The 18,560-nt window shown below is 41.3% G+C and carries 20 protein-coding genes and 1 pseudogene; 20 read left to right on the top strand and 1 reads right to left on the bottom strand.

From position 1 onward, the window contains the following. Positions 1-132: 132 nt before the first annotated feature. The 6 genes from D8801_RS03500 to D8801_RS03475 all read left to right on the top strand — a co-directional run bounded on the left by D8801_RS03500 (position 133) and on the right by D8801_RS03475 (position 5,229). Positions 133-828 carry a GNAT family N-acetyltransferase gene (locus D8801_RS03500; protein ID WP_125847914.1) on the top strand — a complete coding sequence of 232 codons (696 nt, stop codon included), beginning with the start codon at positions 133-135 and terminating at the stop codon, positions 826-828. Between the two features lie 11 nt (positions 829-839). Then, the gene (locus D8801_RS03495; RefSeq protein ID WP_125847912.1) at positions 840-1,256 is read left to right on the top strand and encodes a GNAT family N-acetyltransferase; all 417 of its coding nucleotides are present in this window, start codon (positions 840-842) and stop codon (positions 1,254-1,256) included. Positions 1,257-1,744: 488 nt separating this feature from the next. Continuing rightward, positions 1,745-2,743 (top strand): Holliday junction branch migration DNA helicase RuvB, encoded by a 999-nt coding sequence (ruvB, locus tag D8801_RS03490; protein WP_125847910.1) that lies wholly within the window; start codon positions 1,745-1,747, stop codon positions 2,741-2,743. Positions 2,744-2,847: 104 nt separating this feature from the next. Continuing rightward, the gene (locus tag D8801_RS03485) at positions 2,848-3,315 is read left to right on the top strand and encodes a hypothetical protein (protein ID WP_221761546.1); all 468 of its coding nucleotides are present in this window, start codon (positions 2,848-2,850) and stop codon (positions 3,313-3,315) included. A 13-nt stretch (positions 3,316-3,328) separates the two neighbouring features. Further along, the gene (locus D8801_RS03480; RefSeq protein ID WP_125847906.1) at positions 3,329-3,892 is read left to right on the top strand and encodes a nucleotidyltransferase family protein; all 564 of its coding nucleotides are present in this window, start codon (positions 3,329-3,331) and stop codon (positions 3,890-3,892) included. Between the two features lie 332 nt (positions 3,893-4,224). Continuing rightward, positions 4,225-5,229 (top strand): sugar transferase, encoded by a 1,005-nt coding sequence (locus D8801_RS03475; protein WP_125847904.1) that lies wholly within the window; start codon positions 4,225-4,227, stop codon positions 5,227-5,229. 264 nt (positions 5,230-5,493) lie between these two features. On the opposite strand, the gene D8801_RS03470 is transcribed toward D8801_RS03475, so the two are convergent. Further along, complete coding sequence (locus D8801_RS03470; protein WP_125847902.1) at positions 5,494-5,907, bottom strand: EamA family transporter; 414 nt, start codon at positions 5,905-5,907, stop codon at positions 5,494-5,496. 215 nt (positions 5,908-6,122) lie between these two features. Here D8801_RS03470 and glmS point away from each other — a divergent pair, with 215 nt between their 5' ends. The 14 genes and pseudogenes from glmS (at position 6,123) to rseP (ending at position 18,546) form a co-directional block, all read left to right on the top strand. Continuing rightward, positions 6,123-7,931: a glutamine--fructose-6-phosphate transaminase (isomerizing) gene (glmS, locus tag D8801_RS03465; protein ID WP_125847899.1), complete on the top strand. Its 1,809-nt coding sequence runs from the start codon at positions 6,123-6,125 to the stop codon at positions 7,929-7,931. Between the two features lie 185 nt (positions 7,932-8,116). Continuing rightward, positions 8,117-8,728, top strand: coding sequence for a helix-turn-helix domain-containing protein (locus D8801_RS03460; RefSeq protein ID WP_125847897.1), 612 nt, complete (start codon positions 8,117-8,119; stop codon positions 8,726-8,728). 67 nt (positions 8,729-8,795) lie between these two features. Beyond that, complete coding sequence (locus tag D8801_RS03455) at positions 8,796-9,302, top strand: hypothetical protein (RefSeq protein ID WP_125847895.1); 507 nt, start codon at positions 8,796-8,798, stop codon at positions 9,300-9,302. Positions 9,303-9,597: 295 nt separating this feature from the next. Next, positions 9,598-9,732, top strand: a pseudogene (locus tag D8801_RS03450) (oxidoreductase); the annotation flags it as partial. A gap of 218 nt (positions 9,733-9,950) precedes the next feature. Further along, on the top strand, positions 9,951-10,955 hold the full coding sequence (locus tag D8801_RS03445; RefSeq protein WP_125847891.1) for a uroporphyrinogen decarboxylase family protein: 1,005 nt from the start codon (positions 9,951-9,953) through the stop codon (positions 10,953-10,955). An 11-nt stretch (positions 10,956-10,966) separates the two neighbouring features. Further along, positions 10,967-11,170, top strand: coding sequence for a hypothetical protein (locus D8801_RS03440; RefSeq protein WP_125847889.1), 204 nt, complete (start codon positions 10,967-10,969; stop codon positions 11,168-11,170). A 2-nt stretch (positions 11,171-11,172) separates the two neighbouring features. Next, positions 11,173-12,171, top strand: coding sequence for a uroporphyrinogen decarboxylase family protein (locus D8801_RS03435; protein WP_125847887.1), 999 nt, complete (start codon positions 11,173-11,175; stop codon positions 12,169-12,171). A gap of 11 nt (positions 12,172-12,182) precedes the next feature. Continuing rightward, complete coding sequence (locus tag D8801_RS03430; protein ID WP_125847885.1) at positions 12,183-13,061, top strand: transporter substrate-binding domain-containing protein; 879 nt, start codon at positions 12,183-12,185, stop codon at positions 13,059-13,061. Between the two features lie 32 nt (positions 13,062-13,093). Then, positions 13,094-13,786 (top strand): amino acid ABC transporter permease, encoded by a 693-nt coding sequence (locus tag D8801_RS03425; protein WP_009729724.1) that lies wholly within the window; start codon positions 13,094-13,096, stop codon positions 13,784-13,786. 3 nt (positions 13,787-13,789) lie between these two features. Continuing rightward, positions 13,790-14,512 (top strand): amino acid ABC transporter permease, encoded by a 723-nt coding sequence (locus tag D8801_RS03420; RefSeq protein ID WP_125847883.1) that lies wholly within the window; start codon positions 13,790-13,792, stop codon positions 14,510-14,512. 9 nt (positions 14,513-14,521) lie between these two features. After that, entirely contained in the window at positions 14,522-15,286 is a 765-nt protein-coding gene (locus D8801_RS03415; RefSeq protein WP_125847880.1) for an amino acid ABC transporter ATP-binding protein, read from the top strand. Between the two features lie 417 nt (positions 15,287-15,703). After that, positions 15,704-16,462 carry an isoprenyl transferase gene (locus tag D8801_RS03410; RefSeq protein WP_038804618.1) on the top strand — a complete coding sequence of 253 codons (759 nt, stop codon included), beginning with the start codon at positions 15,704-15,706 and terminating at the stop codon, positions 16,460-16,462. A gap of 8 nt (positions 16,463-16,470) precedes the next feature. Further along, positions 16,471-17,274: a phosphatidate cytidylyltransferase gene (locus D8801_RS03405; protein WP_125847878.1), complete on the top strand. Its 804-nt coding sequence runs from the start codon at positions 16,471-16,473 to the stop codon at positions 17,272-17,274. Positions 17,275-17,289: 15 nt separating this feature from the next. Further along, positions 17,290-18,546 carry an RIP metalloprotease RseP gene (gene rseP / locus D8801_RS03400; RefSeq protein ID WP_125847876.1) on the top strand — a complete coding sequence of 419 codons (1,257 nt, stop codon included), beginning with the start codon at positions 17,290-17,292 and terminating at the stop codon, positions 18,544-18,546. Positions 18,547-18,560: the final 14 nt, after the last annotated feature.

Raw genomic sequence — 18,560 nt, 5'->3', positions numbered from 1 at the left:
TCGTTAATATTGTTGGGAAATAAAATATAAATCCTTCAGAGTAGAATCTGGGGGATTTTTTGAATTTTTTCATGAAAGTATGATATACTATGTGCAATTATAAAGTTTGAAAAGCAAAACAAGGGGAAAGCTATGCCAGTAAATGAATATGGTCAGATGATTGGCGAATCTGTGGTTGGCCACACAACAGGTAAATTACCTGATATTGATTTCTTAGAAGGGCGCTATGCTCAGATAGAGGCTCTTTCGGTGGAGAAGCATGCGGAGGATTTACTAGCTGTTTATGGTCTAGATACTCCTCGGGAGATGTGGACCTACCTCTTTCAGGAGCCAGTGGCAGATATGGAGGAGCTGGTTACCGTCTTAAATCAGATGTTGGCTCGTAAGGACCGTTTTTACTATGCGATTATAGACAAGGCAACTGGTAAGGCCTTGGGAACTTTTTCTCTCATGCGAATTGACCAGAATAACCGAGTAATAGAAGTGGGTGCCGTCACCTTTTCACCAGCACTTAAGGGGACAAGGATAGGAACAGAGGCCCAGTACCTTTTGGCACGCTATGTTTTTGAGGAGCTCAACTATCGTCGCTATGAGTGGAAATGCGATGCTCTAAATTTGCCATCCAGACGAGCTGCGGAACGTTTGGGCTTTGTCTATGAAGGAACCTTCCGTCAGGCAGTCGTTTATAAGGGGCGTACGAGGGATACGGATTGGCTCTCTATGATTGATAAGGACTGGCCTCAAGTCAAAGCTCGTTTGGAAATGTGGCTGGCTCCTGAAAATTTTGACAAGAATGGACGGCAGTACAAGAGTTTGAGAGAAATCTAAGAGGTGCTGACATGATTACCGTTAGAAAGCAAGAATTAGTAAATATAAATGATGTTTTGCATCTCTATCAGGCAGTCGGTTGGACAAATTATACCCATCAACCTCAGATGTTGGAGAAGGCCTTGTCTCATTCATTAGCGATTTATCTGGCACATGATGGCGATGCCGTGGTGGGCTTGGTCCGTTTGGTCGGAGATGGTTTCTCATCGATTTTTGTCCAGGATTTGATCGTTTTGCCTAGCTATCAGCGCCAAGGGATTGGTAGCGACTTGATGAAAGAGGCTTTAGGTGACTTCAAAGATGCCTATCAAGTCCAACTAGTGACCGAACAGACAGAAAAAAACTTGGGATTCTATCGTTCTCTGGGATTTAAAACCTTATCTACTTATGATTGCACAGGAATGATTTGGGTCGATCGAAAAAAATAAAAATAATTTTTTTTCTTAAGTAAAGTTTAAGTCTCCTCGTGTATTATATAGTCATTAAATAAAGACCTCCTAATACTCTTCGAAAATCTCATCAACCTTCGTTAGAGTCGACTTAGCTAACTATAGTTATGCTTGCGTCTATCTGCCTAGTCTGATTTCGATTTTCATTGAGTACCCTTTATTTAATGAAATCCTAAACTTTTCTTTTTCATCATAATCTCCTAAAGAAGTCACCCAATCAGGTGGCTTTTTTGTGACTTGAGAAAGGAAATTTCATTTGGAAAAAATTTTTCTAAAAAAATGATAAATCAGAAAAAAGTTAAGGTAATTTTAAGTCTCCTCGTGTATCATATAGTCATTAGATAAAGACCTCCTAACTTTATTTAATGAAATCCTAATCCTTTCTTTTTCATAATAATCTCCCTAAAGAGGCCACCCAATCAGGTGGCTTTTTTGTTTGTAGGCTGGATTTTTGCTATAATAGGAATATGAGTAGAATTTTAGATAATGAGATAATGGGGGATGAGGAGTTAGTGGAACGTACTCTCCGTCCCCAATATTTACGTGAATATATCGGTCAGGACAAGGTCAAGGATCAGCTTCAAATCTTTATCGAAGCAGCGAAGATGCGTGATGAGGTGCTGGACCATGTTCTTTTGTTTGGTCCTCCAGGACTTGGGAAAACAACTATGGCTTTTGTCATTGCCAATGAACTGGGAGTCAATCTCAAGCAAACTTCTGGTCCTGTTATCGAAAAAGCAGGTGACTTGGTAGCGATTTTGAATGATTTGGAGCCGGGAGATGTCCTCTTTATCGACGAGATTCATCGCTTGCCCATGTCTGTGGAGGAAGTTTTATATAGTGCCATGGAGGACTTCTACATTGATATTATGATTGGTGCAGGGGAAGGTAGTCGCAGTGTCCATTTGGACTTGCCACCTTTTACCTTGATTGGCGCGACGACCCGTGCGGGTATGCTCTCAAATCCTCTGCGAGCACGTTTCGGGATCACAGGTCATATGGAATACTACGCTCACGCTGACTTGACAGAGATTGTTGAGCGGACGGCAGATATTTTTGAAATGGAAATCACCCATGAAGCAGCTGCTGAGCTGGCTTTGCGTAGTCGAGGAACTCCTCGTATTGCCAATCGTCTCCTTAAGCGCGTGCGCGACTTTGCTCAGATAATGGGGGATGGCTTAATCGATGATGTCATCACTGATAAGGCCTTGACCATGCTAGATGTAGACCATGAAGGATTGGACTATGTGGACCAGAAAATCCTCCGCACCATGATTGAGATGTACGGTGGGGGTCCTGTCGGTTTAGGAACTCTTTCTGTTAATATTGCCGAGGAGCGTGATACGGTGGAGGACATGTACGAGCCCTACCTCATCCAAAAAGGTTTTATCATGCGGACACGGTCTGGACGGGTTGCAACGGCTAAGGCCTATGAGCATTTGGGCTATGAATACAGTGAGAAATAATCCATTCTAGTCGAAAGAAAGGAATACTGATGATGTCGATATTTTTGCTACTTCTTATAGCCTTACCTTTAATATTTCTATTATTAATCCTGTTCGCATTTATAATGAATAAAAAAATCGGATTTAGCATGCTTTTCTTGCTTTTTATGGGACTCGTATTCTATATTTATAATAGTTATTATACTCTACAGCCAGGACAAAGTGTTAAAATACATGTAGGTATAGCAAACGAAGCACTAGATCCTCGGACAGAACTCTATCTAGTAAAAAAAGATACAAGTGAACTACTTTTAACTGGACAAAAAATCTGGACACTTAGAGACAGTGACTTGTGGTATGATGTTGGGGAACAGCGTATCTCTCGTAGTAAAGTTAATGAAGATAGAGAAATTGTAAAGGAATATGTTGATAATAGATCTTCAAATGATTTATATATTAGTGAAAAGGGTTTGATAGCAAGGTATAAGGGTGAGAATGTATTTTATGCGACTAGTAGCGAACCGTTTGATTTTACCCTCACTAATGTAGGTAACGAGCTAGTTACTTTTACAACCCATGTAGTTTATCGATGAAAACGGAGTAACTATGCTTATCAGACAAGATCTTTTACAAGCTATCCAATTAAACACAGATTTGATGAAAATCTTAACCATCATCCGAGACCTTGGTTTGAAAGACTCGTGGTTGGTGGCAGGTTCTGTTAGAAATTTCATCTGGAATCTCTTGTCAGACAAATCCCCTTTTGACCGTGAAACGGATGTGGATGTGATTTTCTTTGATCCAGACGTTTCTTATGAGGAAACAGTATCCCTAGAGAACAAGCTGAGAGAAGATTTCCCTCAGTATCAGTGGGAGTTGAAAAATCAGGTCTATATGCATCAGCACAGTCCCCACACTGTGCCCTATACGAGTTCTCGTGATGCCATGAGTAAATATCCTGAGCGCTGTACGGCGATAGGGCTTCGCTTGCATGTCGACGCAACTTTAGAGTTCTTTGCACCTTATGGTTTAGAGGATATTTTAAAGTTTCAAGTTCATCCGACTCCTCACTTCTCAGAAAATGAAGACCGAATGAAACTCTATCAAACACGATTATCCAAGAAAAATTGGCAAGAAAAATGGAAAAACCTCACTTTCTCAAATCTTTGAAAAGAAGTTAGTGACTTGATTACATAAGAATTCTATATGTGGTTTGTAATCATCACAAGATAAACAGAGAAATCTAAAGGTACAAAAAATTATATACTCAATAAGAAAAATTCATTCAATCTATCATAGCTAACAAAGATACCGAATTTGTGAGATTGAGTGAGAAAAACATCTATTAAGGCTATCCTTATTGTTCTTGGAAGATAAGACTTCTGGGAAATTATCCCAAGTAACTAACTTGAGCTTGAAAATTGGCATGTAAACGCTTTTGAAAAGTCGTAAATTATGATACAATGTTTAGAGAAATTACTGAGACGAGGATTTAGAAAATAATGAAAGTACATTTCACAAATTTATTTGGGCAAGCATCAACGAGTGTGGCCTTAATGGCACAGAACAATGTCATGAAAATTGTTCGAGAGTTTGGGGTTAATGAGCTGGGAATCTATTTTTATGATGCAAGCCATGAACCGTGGGAAGAACTGAACTCGCGGATGGATGGGATTGTCGCGGGGGTATCTTATGGAGATGTCGTTTTTTTCCAATCTCCTTCATGGAATAGTGTTGAATGGGACAATCACTTGATAGAAAAGTTAAAGCTTTCTCATGTAAAAATGGTGATGTTTATCCATGATGTTCAGCCATTAATGTTTGAGAGCAATTATTATCTTATGAAGGCCCACATTGACATGTACAACAAGTGTGATGTGGTGGTAGTACCATCAGAACAAATGTACCAGAAACTCGTTTCAGAGGGATTAACCGTCAAGAACTACGTTGTTCAAAAACTTTGGGATCTTCCCCATGGTTTGGAACTCTATACTCCAAAATTTGAGAAAAAATTAATCTTCTCAGGAGACCCATCTCGTTTTCCACATATTGTTGACTGGAAACACAGTACCCCCCTTCATGTTTATGCTACGAGAGCAGAGGGAGTAGATTATTCCAAAGTCCACCTTGAAGGTTGGCGAACTCAGCAGGAATTATTGTTGGAGTTGTCTAAAGGAGGAGGATTTGGCCTAGTATGGGGAAATTCCGAAAATCCTGCGGAAGAGCGTGACTACTACAAAGAAAATGTTTCTTATAAGTTGACAACTTATCTGGCTGCAGGTATTCCTGTGGTTGTGCCAGACTATCTTTCTAATGCGGACTATATCCGTGAGAAAGATTTGGGCTTTGTCGTGTCCAGTTTGGAAGAAGCTAGCCGCGTGGTTCAGGAATGTACGGCAGAAGAGTATGATCAAATGGTTACAAGAGCAAAATATACAGCTTACTTAATTAAAAATGGTTATTTCACAAAGAAATTGTTTATTGATTCCATGATGCTCTTAGATTAGTCAAAAGTCGGTCATCGGTTTACCACATTCAGATTTAGAAAGGCAAAATTTCAAGTCGAAGTTAGCCATCTTAGATAACTAGTTTTTTATCAACTGTAATGGGTTGATGAAAAACCACATCTTGGAGGGAACCAATTTGGTTCTCTCCTTTTTGTTAGACGCTTGAAGCTGAGTCCATGTACCTATAAATTTAGACGTAAGAAAATATCCCCAAAACTATCTAGCTTTTTTTGGGGGAAAAGTCATATATGGAGGGGGAGAGGATTACAAAATCATCACCAAGGTCCCAATCGTAATCAGTATACATCCAATGATTGTTTTAAACGTCAGGACATCCTGTAGAAAGAAAAAGGCTAAAACGAGTGTAATGACGAGACTAAACTTATCGACAGCAGATACCTCAGTCGCATTGCCCATCTGCAAGGCTTTGTAGTAGCAGAGCCAGGAGGCACCTGTTGCCAAACCAGACAGGATGAGAAAGAGCCAACTTTTTCTACTGATGTTGACAATCTCAGTCTGACTATTGGTCAAGAAAACTATGGCCCAAGCCATAAGGATGACGACGACTGTACGAATGGCTGTTGCTAGATTGGACGGAACTCCCTCAATCCCAATCTTGGCTAAAATAGAAGTTAAGGCTGCAAAGACAGCAGATAAAAGTGCGAAGAAAAACCACATGATAACTACCTCCTCTCTCTATTATAAGTAATCGAATCCTACTTGTCAGTTCTCAAGTGAAATCTTACTCTGATGGCATTTTAAAAAACTATACCAATTTTTATGCTTGACAAGTGATAAAAACAAGTATATACTGTCTTTGCTGGTTCTGTAAAAGAAAAATCAGACTATACCAATTTAAGGGGAAAGCACAGCTGGTCTGTGTCGTATATACTATGTGTGGAATTGTCGGTGTTGTTGGAAACACAAATGCAACTGATATTTTGATTCAAGGGCTTGAAAAGCTTGAATACCGTGGCTATGATTCTGCGGGAATTTTTGTCCTAGGTGGTGCTGAAAATCATCTAGTCAAGGCTGTTGGTCGTATCGCAGAATTGTCTGCTAAAACTACCGGTGTTGAGGGAAAAACTGGTATCGGACATACGCGTTGGGCGACTCATGGTAAACCAACTGAGGACAATGCTCACCCACATCGCTCTGAGACTGGACGTTTTGTCTTGGTGCACAATGGAGTGATTGAGAACTACCTTGAAATCAAGGAAGAATACCTTGCAGGTCACCACTTCAAGGGGCAAACAGATACGGAAATCGCCGTTCACTTGATTGGGAAATTTGTTGAAGAAGATGGCTTGTCAGTTCTTGAAGCCTTCAAAAAAGCTCTTCACATCATCCGTGGTTCTTATGCCTTTGCCTTGATTGACTCTGAAAACCCAGATGTCATCTATGTAGCTAAAAATAAATCACCACTTTTGATTGGTCTTGGACAAGGCTATAACATGGTCTGCTCAGATGCCATGGCTATGATTCGTGAGACCAACCAATATATGGAAATTCATGACCAAGAGTTGGTCATTGTGACAGCAGATAGCGTCGAAGTTCAAGACTATGATGGCAATCGCCGTGAGCGTGCTAGCTATACTGCGGAGCTAGACTTGTCAGATATCGGTAAGGGAACTTACCCTTACTATATGCTCAAGGAAATTGACGAGCAACCAACGGTTATGCGTAAACTCATCCAAGCCTACACAGATGAGGCAGGTAAAGTTGTCGTTGACCCAGCTATCATCAAGGCTGTTCAAGACGCAGACCGTATCTACATCCTTGCAGCTGGAACATCTTACCACGCAGGATTTGCTTCTAAGAAGATGCTGGAAGAATTGACAGATACACCAGTTGAACTTGGAATTTCATCTGAGTGGGGCTACGGCATGCCACTTCTCAGCAAGAAACCACTCTTTATCTTTATCAGCCAGTCTGGTGAAACAGCGGATAGCCGTCAGGTTTTGGTCAAGGCCAATGAAATGGGCATCCCAAGCTTGACCGTGACAAACGTGCCAGGTTCAACTCTTTCACGTGAAGCCAACCATACCATGCTCCTTCACGCGGGTCCTGAAATTGCCGTAGCATCAACTAAGGCTTATACAGCGCAAATTGCAGCTCTTGCCTTCCTTGCAAAAGCAGTCGGAGAAGCAAATGGCAATGCTAAAGCACAAGCCTTTGATCTGATTCGTGAGTTGTCTATCGTGGCTCAGTCTATCGAATCAACTCTTTCTGAGAAAGAAACCATTGATGCCAAGGTTCGAGACCTTCTCGAAACAACTCGTAACGCCTTTTATATCGGACGTGGTCAAGACTACTACGTAGCCATGGAAGCAAGTCTCAAACTTAAAGAGATTTCTTACATCCAGTGTGAAGGCTTTGCGGCAGGAGAACTCAAGCACGGAACCATTGCCTTAATTGAAGAGGGGACACCTGTCTTGGCCCTCTTGTCAGATCCAGTCCTTGCCAACCATACTCGTGGAAATATCCAAGAGGTCGCAGCCCGTGGTGCCAAGGTTCTCACTATTGCAGAAGAAAATGTTGCTAAAGAGACAGACGACATCGTCCTTACGACCGTCCACCCTTACCTCTCACCAATCTCAATGGTCGTACCAACGCAATTGGTTGCTTACTTTGCAACCCTCCACCGTGGTCTCGATGTGGACAAACCACGTAACCTTGCCAAGTCAGTAACAGTAGAATAAGCAAAAAAAGTCTAGTCTGCCATAAGTAGGGTATAATGTAAATATATAACAAATCGGAATTTATAGGGATTTGTATTGAAAAACACATTTGCAACTGCAAGTTGACATATTTCCATATTTTAATGGTGGCTATGCAACCAACGAAATTGTTATGATTGTATCATAAAAGAAAGGAGTGTTGTCAAATGAACATGGCAGACAGAATACAATATTTAAGAAAAACTAAAGGAATATCACAAGAAGAACTTGCTGATAAGGTAGGTGTTTCAAGACAAGCTGTTTCAAAATGGGAAAGTGAACAAAGTACACCTGAGTTAGAAAAAGTAATTATAATGAGTGATTATTTTGGTGTTACTACAGATTATATTTTAAAAGGAATTGAACCCGTAGTAGATAAAGAACAAAAAAATAGAGAATTTGCGAGCAAGGTACTTTATATCTCATCAACAGCCTTTATTGCTATTGGATTGTTTTGTGCATTTGCTGAATGGTATGAAAAACAAACAATGGAAGCTATTTTGGGAGCAATAATTATTCAAGTGGTAGGAATTGTTGGATATTTTATCGCAAGAATATTATCGGAAGAAAAAGCACCGTTTTATGTGAATTGGCTTAATATAATTGGAATTGCTTTTATGCCTACTTCTATGGCTACTGGTTTTATTTCATTGTTGATTTTCAAACAGGGGTGGGTTGCGCCATATCCTATAGGAATATTTCACACTTTGAATTTTATATTAGTTCTATTTGTGATTTTGATTACAAGTTATATTATTTTGAAAAAACAGATAAAATAGCATTTTCTCACCCCTGTATTGTATACTCTAAGGAAAAGAAAATGAAGAAGAAAAAAATATTATTGCTATGCTGATTGGTATCGTCTTATCTGGTTCTTTCTTGATACGAACGGTCTTGATCCATCAGGCGAGACAAGCGAAAAAGCAAAACATGGAACGGATTGCTGCTGTGCAAGAGACGGTTCAGTCTCAAGATCAAAAGAAAGCTGAAGAGCAGAGAGAACAATTTAAAAAGGCATTTGATGGTGTAGATAAAACTTCCATTCTAATGAAAAACTATGATAGCCACACACCGATTAATGGGGACTACAGTTTTGGTACAAAGGATGGCGTGTACTACCTAGTAGAATTAAAAACAGGTGAGAAAGTAGCTCTGGAAGGTGTGGACAAGGCCTTTCCATTGTCGATCAAAAACGAGGACGAAAATAGCACGGAGCTTGCACTGGTTGTCCGCAAAGATCAAGCCTGGTATATGATTGATACAAAGGGCGAGACGATTTACACTTTTGAACAAACAGAATTGACAGAAAACTCGAAGTTGACTTTGAAAGATAATAAACTACAGGTAGAATAAACTAAAAAGTCTAGTTGATCTAGGCTTTTTCTAATGAGTCTAGGACAACAGTCTAACCTTAAATATAAAAAGCGAACAAAACGAGTTATCTGACACTCAGAATTCTGTCTTGTTCGCTTTTTTTCTAATCTATCGATTTTAAAAATTTATAATAAAGAATTCCTAAAATCAAAATCTTTTTGTCTCAGATACTTTTCTAATGAGCGAATGTATTGCAAATAAAACTGTTTAGTGCTACCTTGCCTACTGGGTTAGAATCCGCGTTATTTCAAGAAACTGATCCAAGCTTAGCAAAGGTTTGGAGCGTTTTATGTTGCATCTACCGCTTGGTTCTATGCCACATAACCAGGTTCTGAGAGCTATTGAACTCTTTGGCACGCAAGTGGCGCCGAAAATACGTGCTTACTTTGCCATGAAAGAGGGGTTATAAAAAAATCCAATCGGCTTGATAGAAAATCTATATCAACTCTCTTTTGAAAAATAGATGAAAATAAAGTGAATCTTTGAAAGGCTAGTAATATCAAGCTTTTCAGGGATTTTTTTCTTTATAGATATAAAAATTTCCAATCGAGTTGATAGTCAATATATATTGGGAAAAGAGGAAAAGGAGTGGTAAGATGGTTTCAATCCAAATGGAAGGAGAAAGGTATGGCAAGTAAAAGAGATCTAGTCTTTAGAGCGATTCGAGGCGATGAAGTGGAAAGAGTTCCTGTGGGATTTTGGTTTCATTTTGTAACACTCGAAGAAAAGGGGCAGGGGTTAAACAATCCACGTATCTTTCAAAAAAGTGTTGATGGGCATCGTAACTATGTGGAAAGGATTCGTCCTGATTTTGTCAAAATTATGAGCGACGGTTTTTTCCTTTATCCAAGTAATGTCTATAGTCCTAAGGTTTCAAGCATTCAGGAGCTGATTTCTATTGAGTCAATTGGTGAGGAACACCCATGGATTCAGCAACAGGTGGAAGTGATCCAAGCGATTCGAGAGACCTTTACCGAAGAGATTGCTTCTTTCTACAATATCTTTTCACCGATCTCCTACCTCAAGCGCTGGTTCCGTACAGAAGCTTCTCAAGGAGATGGGGAAGTGGCTGATCTATTGCTTGAAAATCCTGAGCAATTCAGAGCGCTTCTAGATGTGATTGCAGGAGATATTGCTATCCTAACTCAGAAAATCATCCAGCAAGGCGGTGTTGACGGGATTTACCTCAGCACCCAGGAAATTCAAGATGGGCGCATCACACCAGCACTCTACCAAACCTATATCGAACCGAGCAATATAGCAGTTTTAAAGGCGGCTAATCAGGTTGGTGGGACCAATATCCTCCATATCTGTGGTTTTGAAGGTGCGAGCAATGATGTGACGATATTTAAGGACTATCCAGCGCAAGTTGTCAACTGGGCGACCCACCATGAGGATGTTAGTTTGACACAGGGTCAGGAGTTGTTTCGAGGCAAGGCCGTTTTAGGTGGATTTGAAAATGGCAAGAAAAGCTTGATTTATCAAGGTTTCAAGGTGGAATTGCAAAATGAAACAAGGCGGTTGCTGGCTGAAGCTGGTAGTAAAGGCGTTCTTCTGGGAGCTGACTGTACTGTTCCAGATGACTTTAACTTAGAGAGGTTGGACTGGATTCGGCAGGCAGCTGTTCTCTAAAAGGAGGAGCTATGAAAAGTAAAAGATGGGGTATCTTTATTGCAGTTGTCGGTTTGCTGGCTTTGGTTGCCATAAGCGTCGTAAAAAATGGCCACTGCAAAAATGGAGAGAGATGTCGTGGAGTTCAGGGTTTTTCCAAGTCCAGTCTGCCCTTTCTACGCTCGAATGATATCGCAAGCAGTTTATTAGTTGAAAAAGTAAGAAATGGAGAATAAGAATGTCAGAAAAAAAAGAATGGGTTTTAAAATCATTTAAAGGTGAAAAGGTTGATCGTGTGCCAGTTGGCTTTTGGCACCATTTTACATCCGAAGACGAATGGCTACACGGTTTCTCAAATCCAGCCATTATCGAGAAGAATATCGAGGGGCATAAGCGCTTTATCCGAGAAGTTCAGCCGGACTTTATCAAACTTATGAGTGATGGCTACTTTGCTTATCCCAATCCAGCGATTGCCAAAGGAAAATCACTTCAAGAATTGGCGGCCATTCAACCACTCGGACCAGATCACGCTTGGATAAAAGAGCAGGTTGACTTGGTTAAGAAAATCAAGCAAGAGTTCACAGAAGATATCGTTGCGATTTACAATATTTTTGCTCCTGTGACCTATCTCAAGTGGCTACTAGGGGAAGTGTCTGGCGGAGATGACCTCATTGCAGATTTTTTGGTGGAAGATCCTGAAGCCCTTAAGAAGGTGTTGGATGTGATTGCAGAAGATATTGCTAGTCTCAGCCGAGCTGTCATCAAAGAGGCTGGTGCTGACGGAATCTACCTCAGCGTGCAAAGTATCCAAGATCAACGAGTGTCGGCAGCAGATTATCAAGCTGTCATTGCACCTAGCGAGATAACTATTCTAGAAGCGGTTAGTGCTGTTGGTGGTGTCACGGTTCTTCATATCTGTGGCTACGAGGGAGCGCGAAATGATATTCACCTTTTTGCAGACTATCCAGCCCAAGTCTTTAACTGGGCTGTAGGACCAGAGGGAATCACTCTCAAGGAAGGTCGTGAGATTTTCAAGGGACGTACGGTTCTTGGAGGATTCGAAAATGGTAAGACAGGCTTGCTGTATACTGGTAGCAAGGATGCCATTCAGGCTGAGGCGAGAAAACTAGTTACAGCAGCTGGGGAACAGGGCTTGGTACTTGGGGCAGATTGTACCATTCCAAGTGATATCGCAGTTGAACGTATCCAGTGGGTGAGAGAAGCGCTTGAAAACTAAAGGAGAAAAAGATGAGTAAAAAAGCATGGATTATTGGTGGAGTAGCAGTTGTTGCAGTAATTGGGGCAACGATTATCGGGAGAAGTTTAGTTGGCGCTCCAGCCAAGGAGGGAGAAACGGCTTCGTCTGCTGAAGTCATAACCTTGAAGGTTGCCCATACACAAAACTACGTACCTTATGACTTTGTCAATGAAAAAGGGGAATCAGATGGTTATGAAGTAGCTGTTTTGAAGGCTGTTGATGAGAAGTTGGCAAACTATAAATTTGAATATACGGGTACCAGTGATGACGACCTTCTGATTGGTCTGGAATCAGGCAAGTATGACATTGGAACCAAGGGAGCTTGGTACACAGATGAACGAGCTAAAAAGTTTGTCATTCCATCTGAACCAGTCGGAGCGAGCATTATTGGATTTACGGTCAGAAAAGAAGATGAACAGAAATACAAAACCATTGATGACTTTGCTAAGAATAAAGGAAAATTGGTACCCATCTCTCCACAGAATGCTCAATGGAATGTTATCACCAGCTACAATGAAAAACATCAGGACGCACCGATTGAGCTAACAGCAGCAGAATCCTTTAAAGTAGCAGATGCCTATGCCTGGGTCTTAGAAGGACGTTATGATGCCTTCTTTGATATCAAACTGTCCTTTGAAAAAGCAGTTACCGCAGAAGATGGCCCTTACCACCAATATGCGGATAAACTCAGCTGGTTCCCATACAAGGGCATTCCAACTTATCCCTTGATTCACCGTGATGAAAAGGGTGAGAAATTCGCTAAAGAATACGAAAAAGCAATCAAAGAGTTGAAAGAAGATGGCACGCTTGCTAAGCTATCTCAGCAATACTTTAAAGAAGATGTCTTTAGTTACGTAGACAAAGACTAGACCAGAAATTCCAAGACTAGAAAGGGTTTTGCATGGTTTCTTATGATTTTTCCAAGGTCTTTCAGTTTTTGCCAACCTTATGGCAGGCACTTCCTATGACCTTGTCCATTCTCTTTTTTACCACTCTTCTTGGTTCCCTTTTTGGAGGTCTCTTGGCCTGGGCGCAAGTAGGAGAAGACAAGAGTTTTGCAGCGATTTCCAAAGGCTATATCTTTACCCTTCGTTGTACACCGCCGATTGTCTTGCTTTTTCTAGTCTTTTATGGCTTGCCAGAATTTCTGAAATGGTGGCTTGGTTTGGATATCAACAACTGGTCTAAAACTATTTTTGTTCTCCTGACGATGATTCTCTTGTTTGCCGCTATTGTTGCAGAGGTTTTCAAGGCGAGCTATCAAGCTATTCCAAAGGGGCAGACAGAGGCCGGGCTTAGTATTGGTTTGACTCCAAGTCAGACTTTTTGGAGAATCATTTTCCCCCAAGCTTTTCAAGTTGCTCTTCCCAATATAACGACTGCTATTCTCAATCTCATGCGGGATGCTGCCTTGGCTTATACGATTGGTTTCGTTGATGTTATGGGGGCGGGGAATCTCTTGATCAGTCGCAATTTAGGGAACTACTCTCTGGAAACCTATACGGCAGTTGCGCTTCTTTACTGGGGGATTGCCTTGGTTATTTCTAGCTTGAGTCGTTTGCTTGAGAAGTCTTTGGAAACAAAAGGGAGGTAAGAAATGGATATAGACTATATTGTAAAGACCTTTCTGGAGACCTTGAAGGGTGTGCCAATCACCTTGATTATCATGATTGTGGCTATGGTCTTAAGCTTTTTACCGGCTCTATTTTTAGCCTTGGGGCAGATCCACAAGATTCGAGGGGTGAGGAGTTTTTCTCTGGTCTATCTGGCTTTTATCCGAGCGACTCCTCCGATTTTATTGATCCTCTTCTTTTATAGTTTGTTTCCAAGTTTGCTGAATCAATTTTTCAAAAGCATAGGAAGTGACTTTGATATTTTCAAGCTTGATCCTCTCTATTATGCTTTTATCATTTATAGTTTGATGACGGTCGGGAGTTTGTCGGAGATTTTGCGTTCAGCTATCTTGACGGTGGACAAGGGACAACTAGAGGCAGCGCATGCGATTGGGCTGACTACGACCCAGGCCTATCTAAGGATTGTTTTTCCTCAAGCCTTGCGCTCAGCCTTGCCTAACTTGGCCAATCTGGTGATCAATATCGTCAAAGGGACCTCCCTGGTCTTTGTTATGACTATCAAGGATATCACCGCTATTGCTCGTGTGGAAGCGTCCTACGGCTACCAGTATTTTGAGTCTTATTTTGTGATCTTTTTGCAGTATATTTTGATCTGTGGTTTGATTCAGTGGTGCTTCTCCCTACTGGAAAAAGGCTATGTGAAAAAAGAAAAAAGTGCAAAAGCATCTAGCGTGCGTTTTGTATAGGAGGACAGGATGTTACAAGTAGAACATATCGCAAAAACATTTGGTGAGAGGCAGGTGCTGGAGGATGTCAATCTCCAGGTCAACCAAGGGGATGTAGTCGTCATTTTAGGACCATCAGGTTCGGGGAAAACGACCTTTCTCCGTTGTCTCAACCACTTAGAAAAAGCTGACAGTGGCCGTTTGACCTTGGCAGGAAAAACCTATGACTTGGCAAAATTTAGCAAGAAAGACATTCTAGAAATTCGCCAAAAAACAGCCTTTGTTTTCCAACACTACAATCTCTTTGCAAATAAAACTGCTCTGGAAAATATTCTAGAAGGTCTAATCGTGGCTCGTAAAGTTCCCAAGGAAGAAGCGCTCAAACGTGCAGAATCTGCCTTGGAAAAAGTTGGTTTACTTGCCTATAAGGACTACTACCCTTCCCAGCTTTCTGGGGGACAACAACAACGAATAGGAATTGCGCGTGCCATTGCCGTCAAGCCAGAGGTGATTTTACTCGATGAACCAACATCTGCACTAGACCCTGAGTTGGTTGGAGATGTCTTGGATCTTTTGAAACAACTGGCAAGAGAAGGTGTGACCATGGTGGTCGTCACGCATGAGATGGGATTTGCAAGAGATGTTTCCAACCACGTCATTTTCATGGATGGAGGCCGTATCGTAGAGGAGAATAATCCCCACGATTTCTTTAGTCGTCCGCAGGAAGAACGAACCAAGCAGTTCCTGGCTCGTATCTTATCAGATGCTAGCTATAGTGTAGAATACATGATTTGATAGATAAGTGCATTATGAAAGTAACTTATGAAGCAAAGTTCCAACTATAAACTATGGGAAAAGGTGTCAGCTTGAAATGACTTTCAGAAAAAGCTAGGTTTTAGACTTAGATTGGCTATTTGAGATGATTTGAGGTACTTTTCGTACACTCAAGTGGGCAATCTTATTTTAGATTTTTCATTTCTCAAAAAACTTAAGAAAAATTTAAGCTAGGAGGTGTATACTAAGCTCATAAGTTAAGAAAAACTTAACTTAAACTCCTAAAACTTTTTCATAATAATCTCCCTATAAAATAAAGTCGCCCAATCAGGCGGCTTATTTTTGTCTATCTGTAAGCAGGGGCAGTAACTTAGCAATAGAAGAATAGAGGGAAATATGGTATAATGAAACGATAGATTTTTGAATAGGAATAAGATCATGTTTGGATTTTTTAAGAAAGATAAAGCTGTAGAAGTTGAGGTTCCAACACAGGTTCCTGCTCATATTGGCATCATCATGGATGGGAATGGCCGTTGGGCTAAAAAACGGATGCAACCACGGGTTTTTGGTCATAAGGCAGGGATGGAAGCCCTCCAAAAGGTGACCAAGGCAGCTAATAAGATGGGAGTTAAGGTCATCACGGTCTATGCCTTTTCAACGGAAAACTGGACGCGCCCAGATCAAGAAGTCAAGTTTATCATGAACTTGCCAGTTGAGTTTTATGATAACTACGTCCCTGAATTGCATGCAAATAATGTTAAGATTCAGATGATTGGGGAGACAGATCGCCTACCTAAGCCGACTTTTGAAGCTTTGAAAAAAGCAGAGGAATTGACTAAGAACAATACAGGCTTGATTCTCAATTTTGCGCTTAACTATGGTGGTCGTGCTGAAATTACGCAGGCTTTTAAGAGCTTGGCTCAGGAAGTTCTAGATGCCAAAATCAATCCTGGTGATATTACAGAAGATATGATAGGGGATTATCTTTTCACACAACGCTTGCCAAAGGATTTGCGAGATCCTGATTTGATTATCCGTACGAGTGGTGAGTTGCGTTTGAGTAATTTCTTGCCATGGCAAGCAGCCTATAGCGAGCTTTACTTTACGGATACCTTGTGGCCTGATTTTGATGAGACCTCTTTGCAGGAGGCTATTACGGCCTATAATCGTCGCAATCGCCGTTTTGGAGGAGTTTAGGAGAAGATATGACCCAAGATTTACAAAAGAGAACATTGTTTGCGGTATTGGCCCTGGCTATTTTCCTTCCAGTCTTATTTGTGGGAGGACTCTTGTTGCAGATAGGGATTGGCTTGTTAGCGATGCTAGGCGTCCATGAACTCTTGCAGATGAAAGGGCTAAAGACCATGACCATCGAGGGCGCCTTGACCCTCTTTGCGACCTTCGCCCTCACAATCCCCTTAGAAAATTATCTAACTTTTTTGCCAGTTGATGGGAATGTGGTTGCTTACAGCGTTTTAATTACGATTATGCTAGGGACCACCGTTTTCAGTAAAAGCTATACGATTGAAGATGCAGTTTTCCCGATTGCTGTGAGCTTTTATGTTGGTTTTGGCTTCAATGCCTTACTAGATGCTCGGGTGGCAGGTTTTGACAAGGTGCTTCTGGCCCTCTTTATCGTCTGGGCGACAGATAGCGCAGCTTACCTGACAGGGATGAATTTTGGCAAGCATAAGTTGGCGCCAAGAGTTTCTCCCAATAAGAGCATTGAGGGCTTTATCGGTGGTATTCTAGGTGCGGTACTGGTAACAGCAATCTTCATGCTAGTAGATAGCACAGTTGCTCTCCCTTATGGGATTTATAGAATGAGCCTCTTTGCCATCTTCTTCAGTGTGGCAGGTCAGTTTGGTGACTTGATTGAGAGTGCTATGAAACGCCATTTCGGTGTCAAGGATTCTGGGAAATTTATCCCGGGGCATGGTGGTGTGTTGGATCGCTTTGATAGTATGTTGATTGTGTTTCCAATGATGCACTTGTTTGGCCTCTTCTAAAGAAAGGAATATTGAATGATTGGATTGCTAACCTTTATCCTAGTTTTTGGGATTATCGTGGTGGTGCATGAGTTTGGACATTTTTATTTTGCCAAGAAATCAGGCATTTTAGTCCGTGAATTTGCTATTGGTATGGGCCCCAAGATTTTTGCCCATATCGGTAAGGACGGCACTGCTTATACCATTCGGATCCTTCCTTTAGGAGGGTATGTTCGTATGGCTGGTTGGGGTGATGATGCGACGGAGATCAAGACAGGAACCCCGGTCAGTTTAACACTTGCAGAGGATGGTAAGGTCAAACGAATCAATCTCTCAGGGAAGAAACTGGATCAAACAGCTCTCCCTATGCAGGTAACCCAGTTTGACTTTGAAGACAAGCTCTTTATCAAGGGTTTGGTCTTGGAAGAAGAAAAGACTTTTGCAGTGGATCACGATGCAACAGTTGTTGAGATAGATGGAACCGAAGTGCGCATTGCCCCTCTGGATGTACAATATCAAAATGCTTCTATCTGGGGCAAGCTCATCACCAACTTTGCAGGTCCTATGAATAACTTTATCTTAGGTGTTGTTGTTTTTTGGATCCTAATCTTTTTGCAGGGTGGTGTTAGAGATACGCAGACCAATCTCTTTCATGTCATGCCAGAGGGAGCTTTGGCTAAGGTGGGAGTAGCTGAGACTGCTCAAATCACCAAGATCGGCTCGCATGAAGTTAAGAATTGGCAAGACTTGACCCAAGCTGTGGAAGCAGATACTAAGGATAAGACTGCTCCGACCTTAGATGTGATTATTTCTGAAAATGGTAGCGAAAAACAAGTCACTGTGACTCCAGAAGAAAATCAAGGACGTTATATTCTCGGGGTTCAGCCGGGGGTCAAGTCAGACTTTCTATCTATGTTTGTTGGTGGATTTACGACAGCTGCTGACTCAGGACTTCGTATCCTTTCGGCTCTGAAAAACTTGATTTTCCATCCAGATTTGAACAAACTCGGTGGTCCCGTTGCTATTTTTAAGGCAAGTAGCGATGCTGCTAAAAATGGTCTTGAGAACGTCCTCTATTTCCTAGCCGTGATTTCCATCAATATCGGGATTTTTAACTTGATTCCGATTCCGGCTTTGGATGGTGGAAAGATTGTGCTCAATATCCTAGAGGCTATCCGCCGGAAACCCCTTAAACAAGAAATTGAAACCTATGTCACCATGGCTGGTGTAGTTATCATGGTTGTCTTGATGCTAGCTGTGACCTGGAATGACATTATGCGACTCTTCTTTTAGATAATCGAGGAATA

The organism is Streptococcus oralis, from assembly GCF_003943415.1.
GTDB lineage: Bacteria > Bacillota > Bacilli > Lactobacillales > Streptococcaceae > Streptococcus > Streptococcus oralis_BJ.
Note: the sequence above shows the minus strand (reverse complement) of the source record. Positions and strands in the feature narration are given on the sequence as shown.

Coding starts and splice junctions, on each gene's coding strand:
- rseP (WP_125847876.1), top strand. CDS start 17,290: ATGATTGGATTGCTAACCTTTATCCTAGTTTTTGGGATTATCGTGGTG.
- D8801_RS03485 (WP_221761546.1), top strand. CDS start 2,848: ATGAATAAAAAAATCGGATTTAGCATGCTTTTCTTGCTTTTTATGGGA.
- D8801_RS03480 (WP_125847906.1), top strand. CDS start 3,329: ATGCTTATCAGACAAGATCTTTTACAAGCTATCCAATTAAACACAGAT.
- glmS (WP_125847899.1), top strand. CDS start 6,123: ATGTGTGGAATTGTCGGTGTTGTTGGAAACACAAATGCAACTGATATT.
- D8801_RS03455 (WP_125847895.1), top strand. CDS start 8,796: ATGCTGATTGGTATCGTCTTATCTGGTTCTTTCTTGATACGAACGGTC.
- D8801_RS03415 (WP_125847880.1), top strand. CDS start 14,522: ATGTTACAAGTAGAACATATCGCAAAAACATTTGGTGAGAGGCAGGTG.
- ruvB (WP_125847910.1), top strand. CDS start 1,745: ATGAGTAGAATTTTAGATAATGAGATAATGGGGGATGAGGAGTTAGTG.
- D8801_RS03460 (WP_125847897.1), top strand. CDS start 8,117: ATGAACATGGCAGACAGAATACAATATTTAAGAAAAACTAAAGGAATA.
- D8801_RS03475 (WP_125847904.1), top strand. CDS start 4,225: ATGAAAGTACATTTCACAAATTTATTTGGGCAAGCATCAACGAGTGTG.
- D8801_RS03470 (WP_125847902.1), bottom strand. CDS start 5,907: ATGTGGTTTTTCTTCGCACTTTTATCTGCTGTCTTTGCAGCCTTAACT.
- D8801_RS03410 (WP_038804618.1), top strand. CDS start 15,704: ATGTTTGGATTTTTTAAGAAAGATAAAGCTGTAGAAGTTGAGGTTCCA.
- D8801_RS03425 (WP_009729724.1), top strand. CDS start 13,094: ATGGTTTCTTATGATTTTTCCAAGGTCTTTCAGTTTTTGCCAACCTTA.
- D8801_RS03435 (WP_125847887.1), top strand. CDS start 11,173: ATGTCAGAAAAAAAAGAATGGGTTTTAAAATCATTTAAAGGTGAAAAG.
- D8801_RS03405 (WP_125847878.1), top strand. CDS start 16,471: ATGACCCAAGATTTACAAAAGAGAACATTGTTTGCGGTATTGGCCCTG.
- D8801_RS03445 (WP_125847891.1), top strand. CDS start 9,951: ATGGCAAGTAAAAGAGATCTAGTCTTTAGAGCGATTCGAGGCGATGAA.
- D8801_RS03420 (WP_125847883.1), top strand. CDS start 13,790: ATGGATATAGACTATATTGTAAAGACCTTTCTGGAGACCTTGAAGGGT.
- D8801_RS03500 (WP_125847914.1), top strand. CDS start 133: ATGCCAGTAAATGAATATGGTCAGATGATTGGCGAATCTGTGGTTGGC.
- D8801_RS03440 (WP_125847889.1), top strand. CDS start 10,967: ATGAAAAGTAAAAGATGGGGTATCTTTATTGCAGTTGTCGGTTTGCTG.
- D8801_RS03430 (WP_125847885.1), top strand. CDS start 12,183: ATGAGTAAAAAAGCATGGATTATTGGTGGAGTAGCAGTTGTTGCAGTA.
- D8801_RS03495 (WP_125847912.1), top strand. CDS start 840: ATGATTACCGTTAGAAAGCAAGAATTAGTAAATATAAATGATGTTTTG.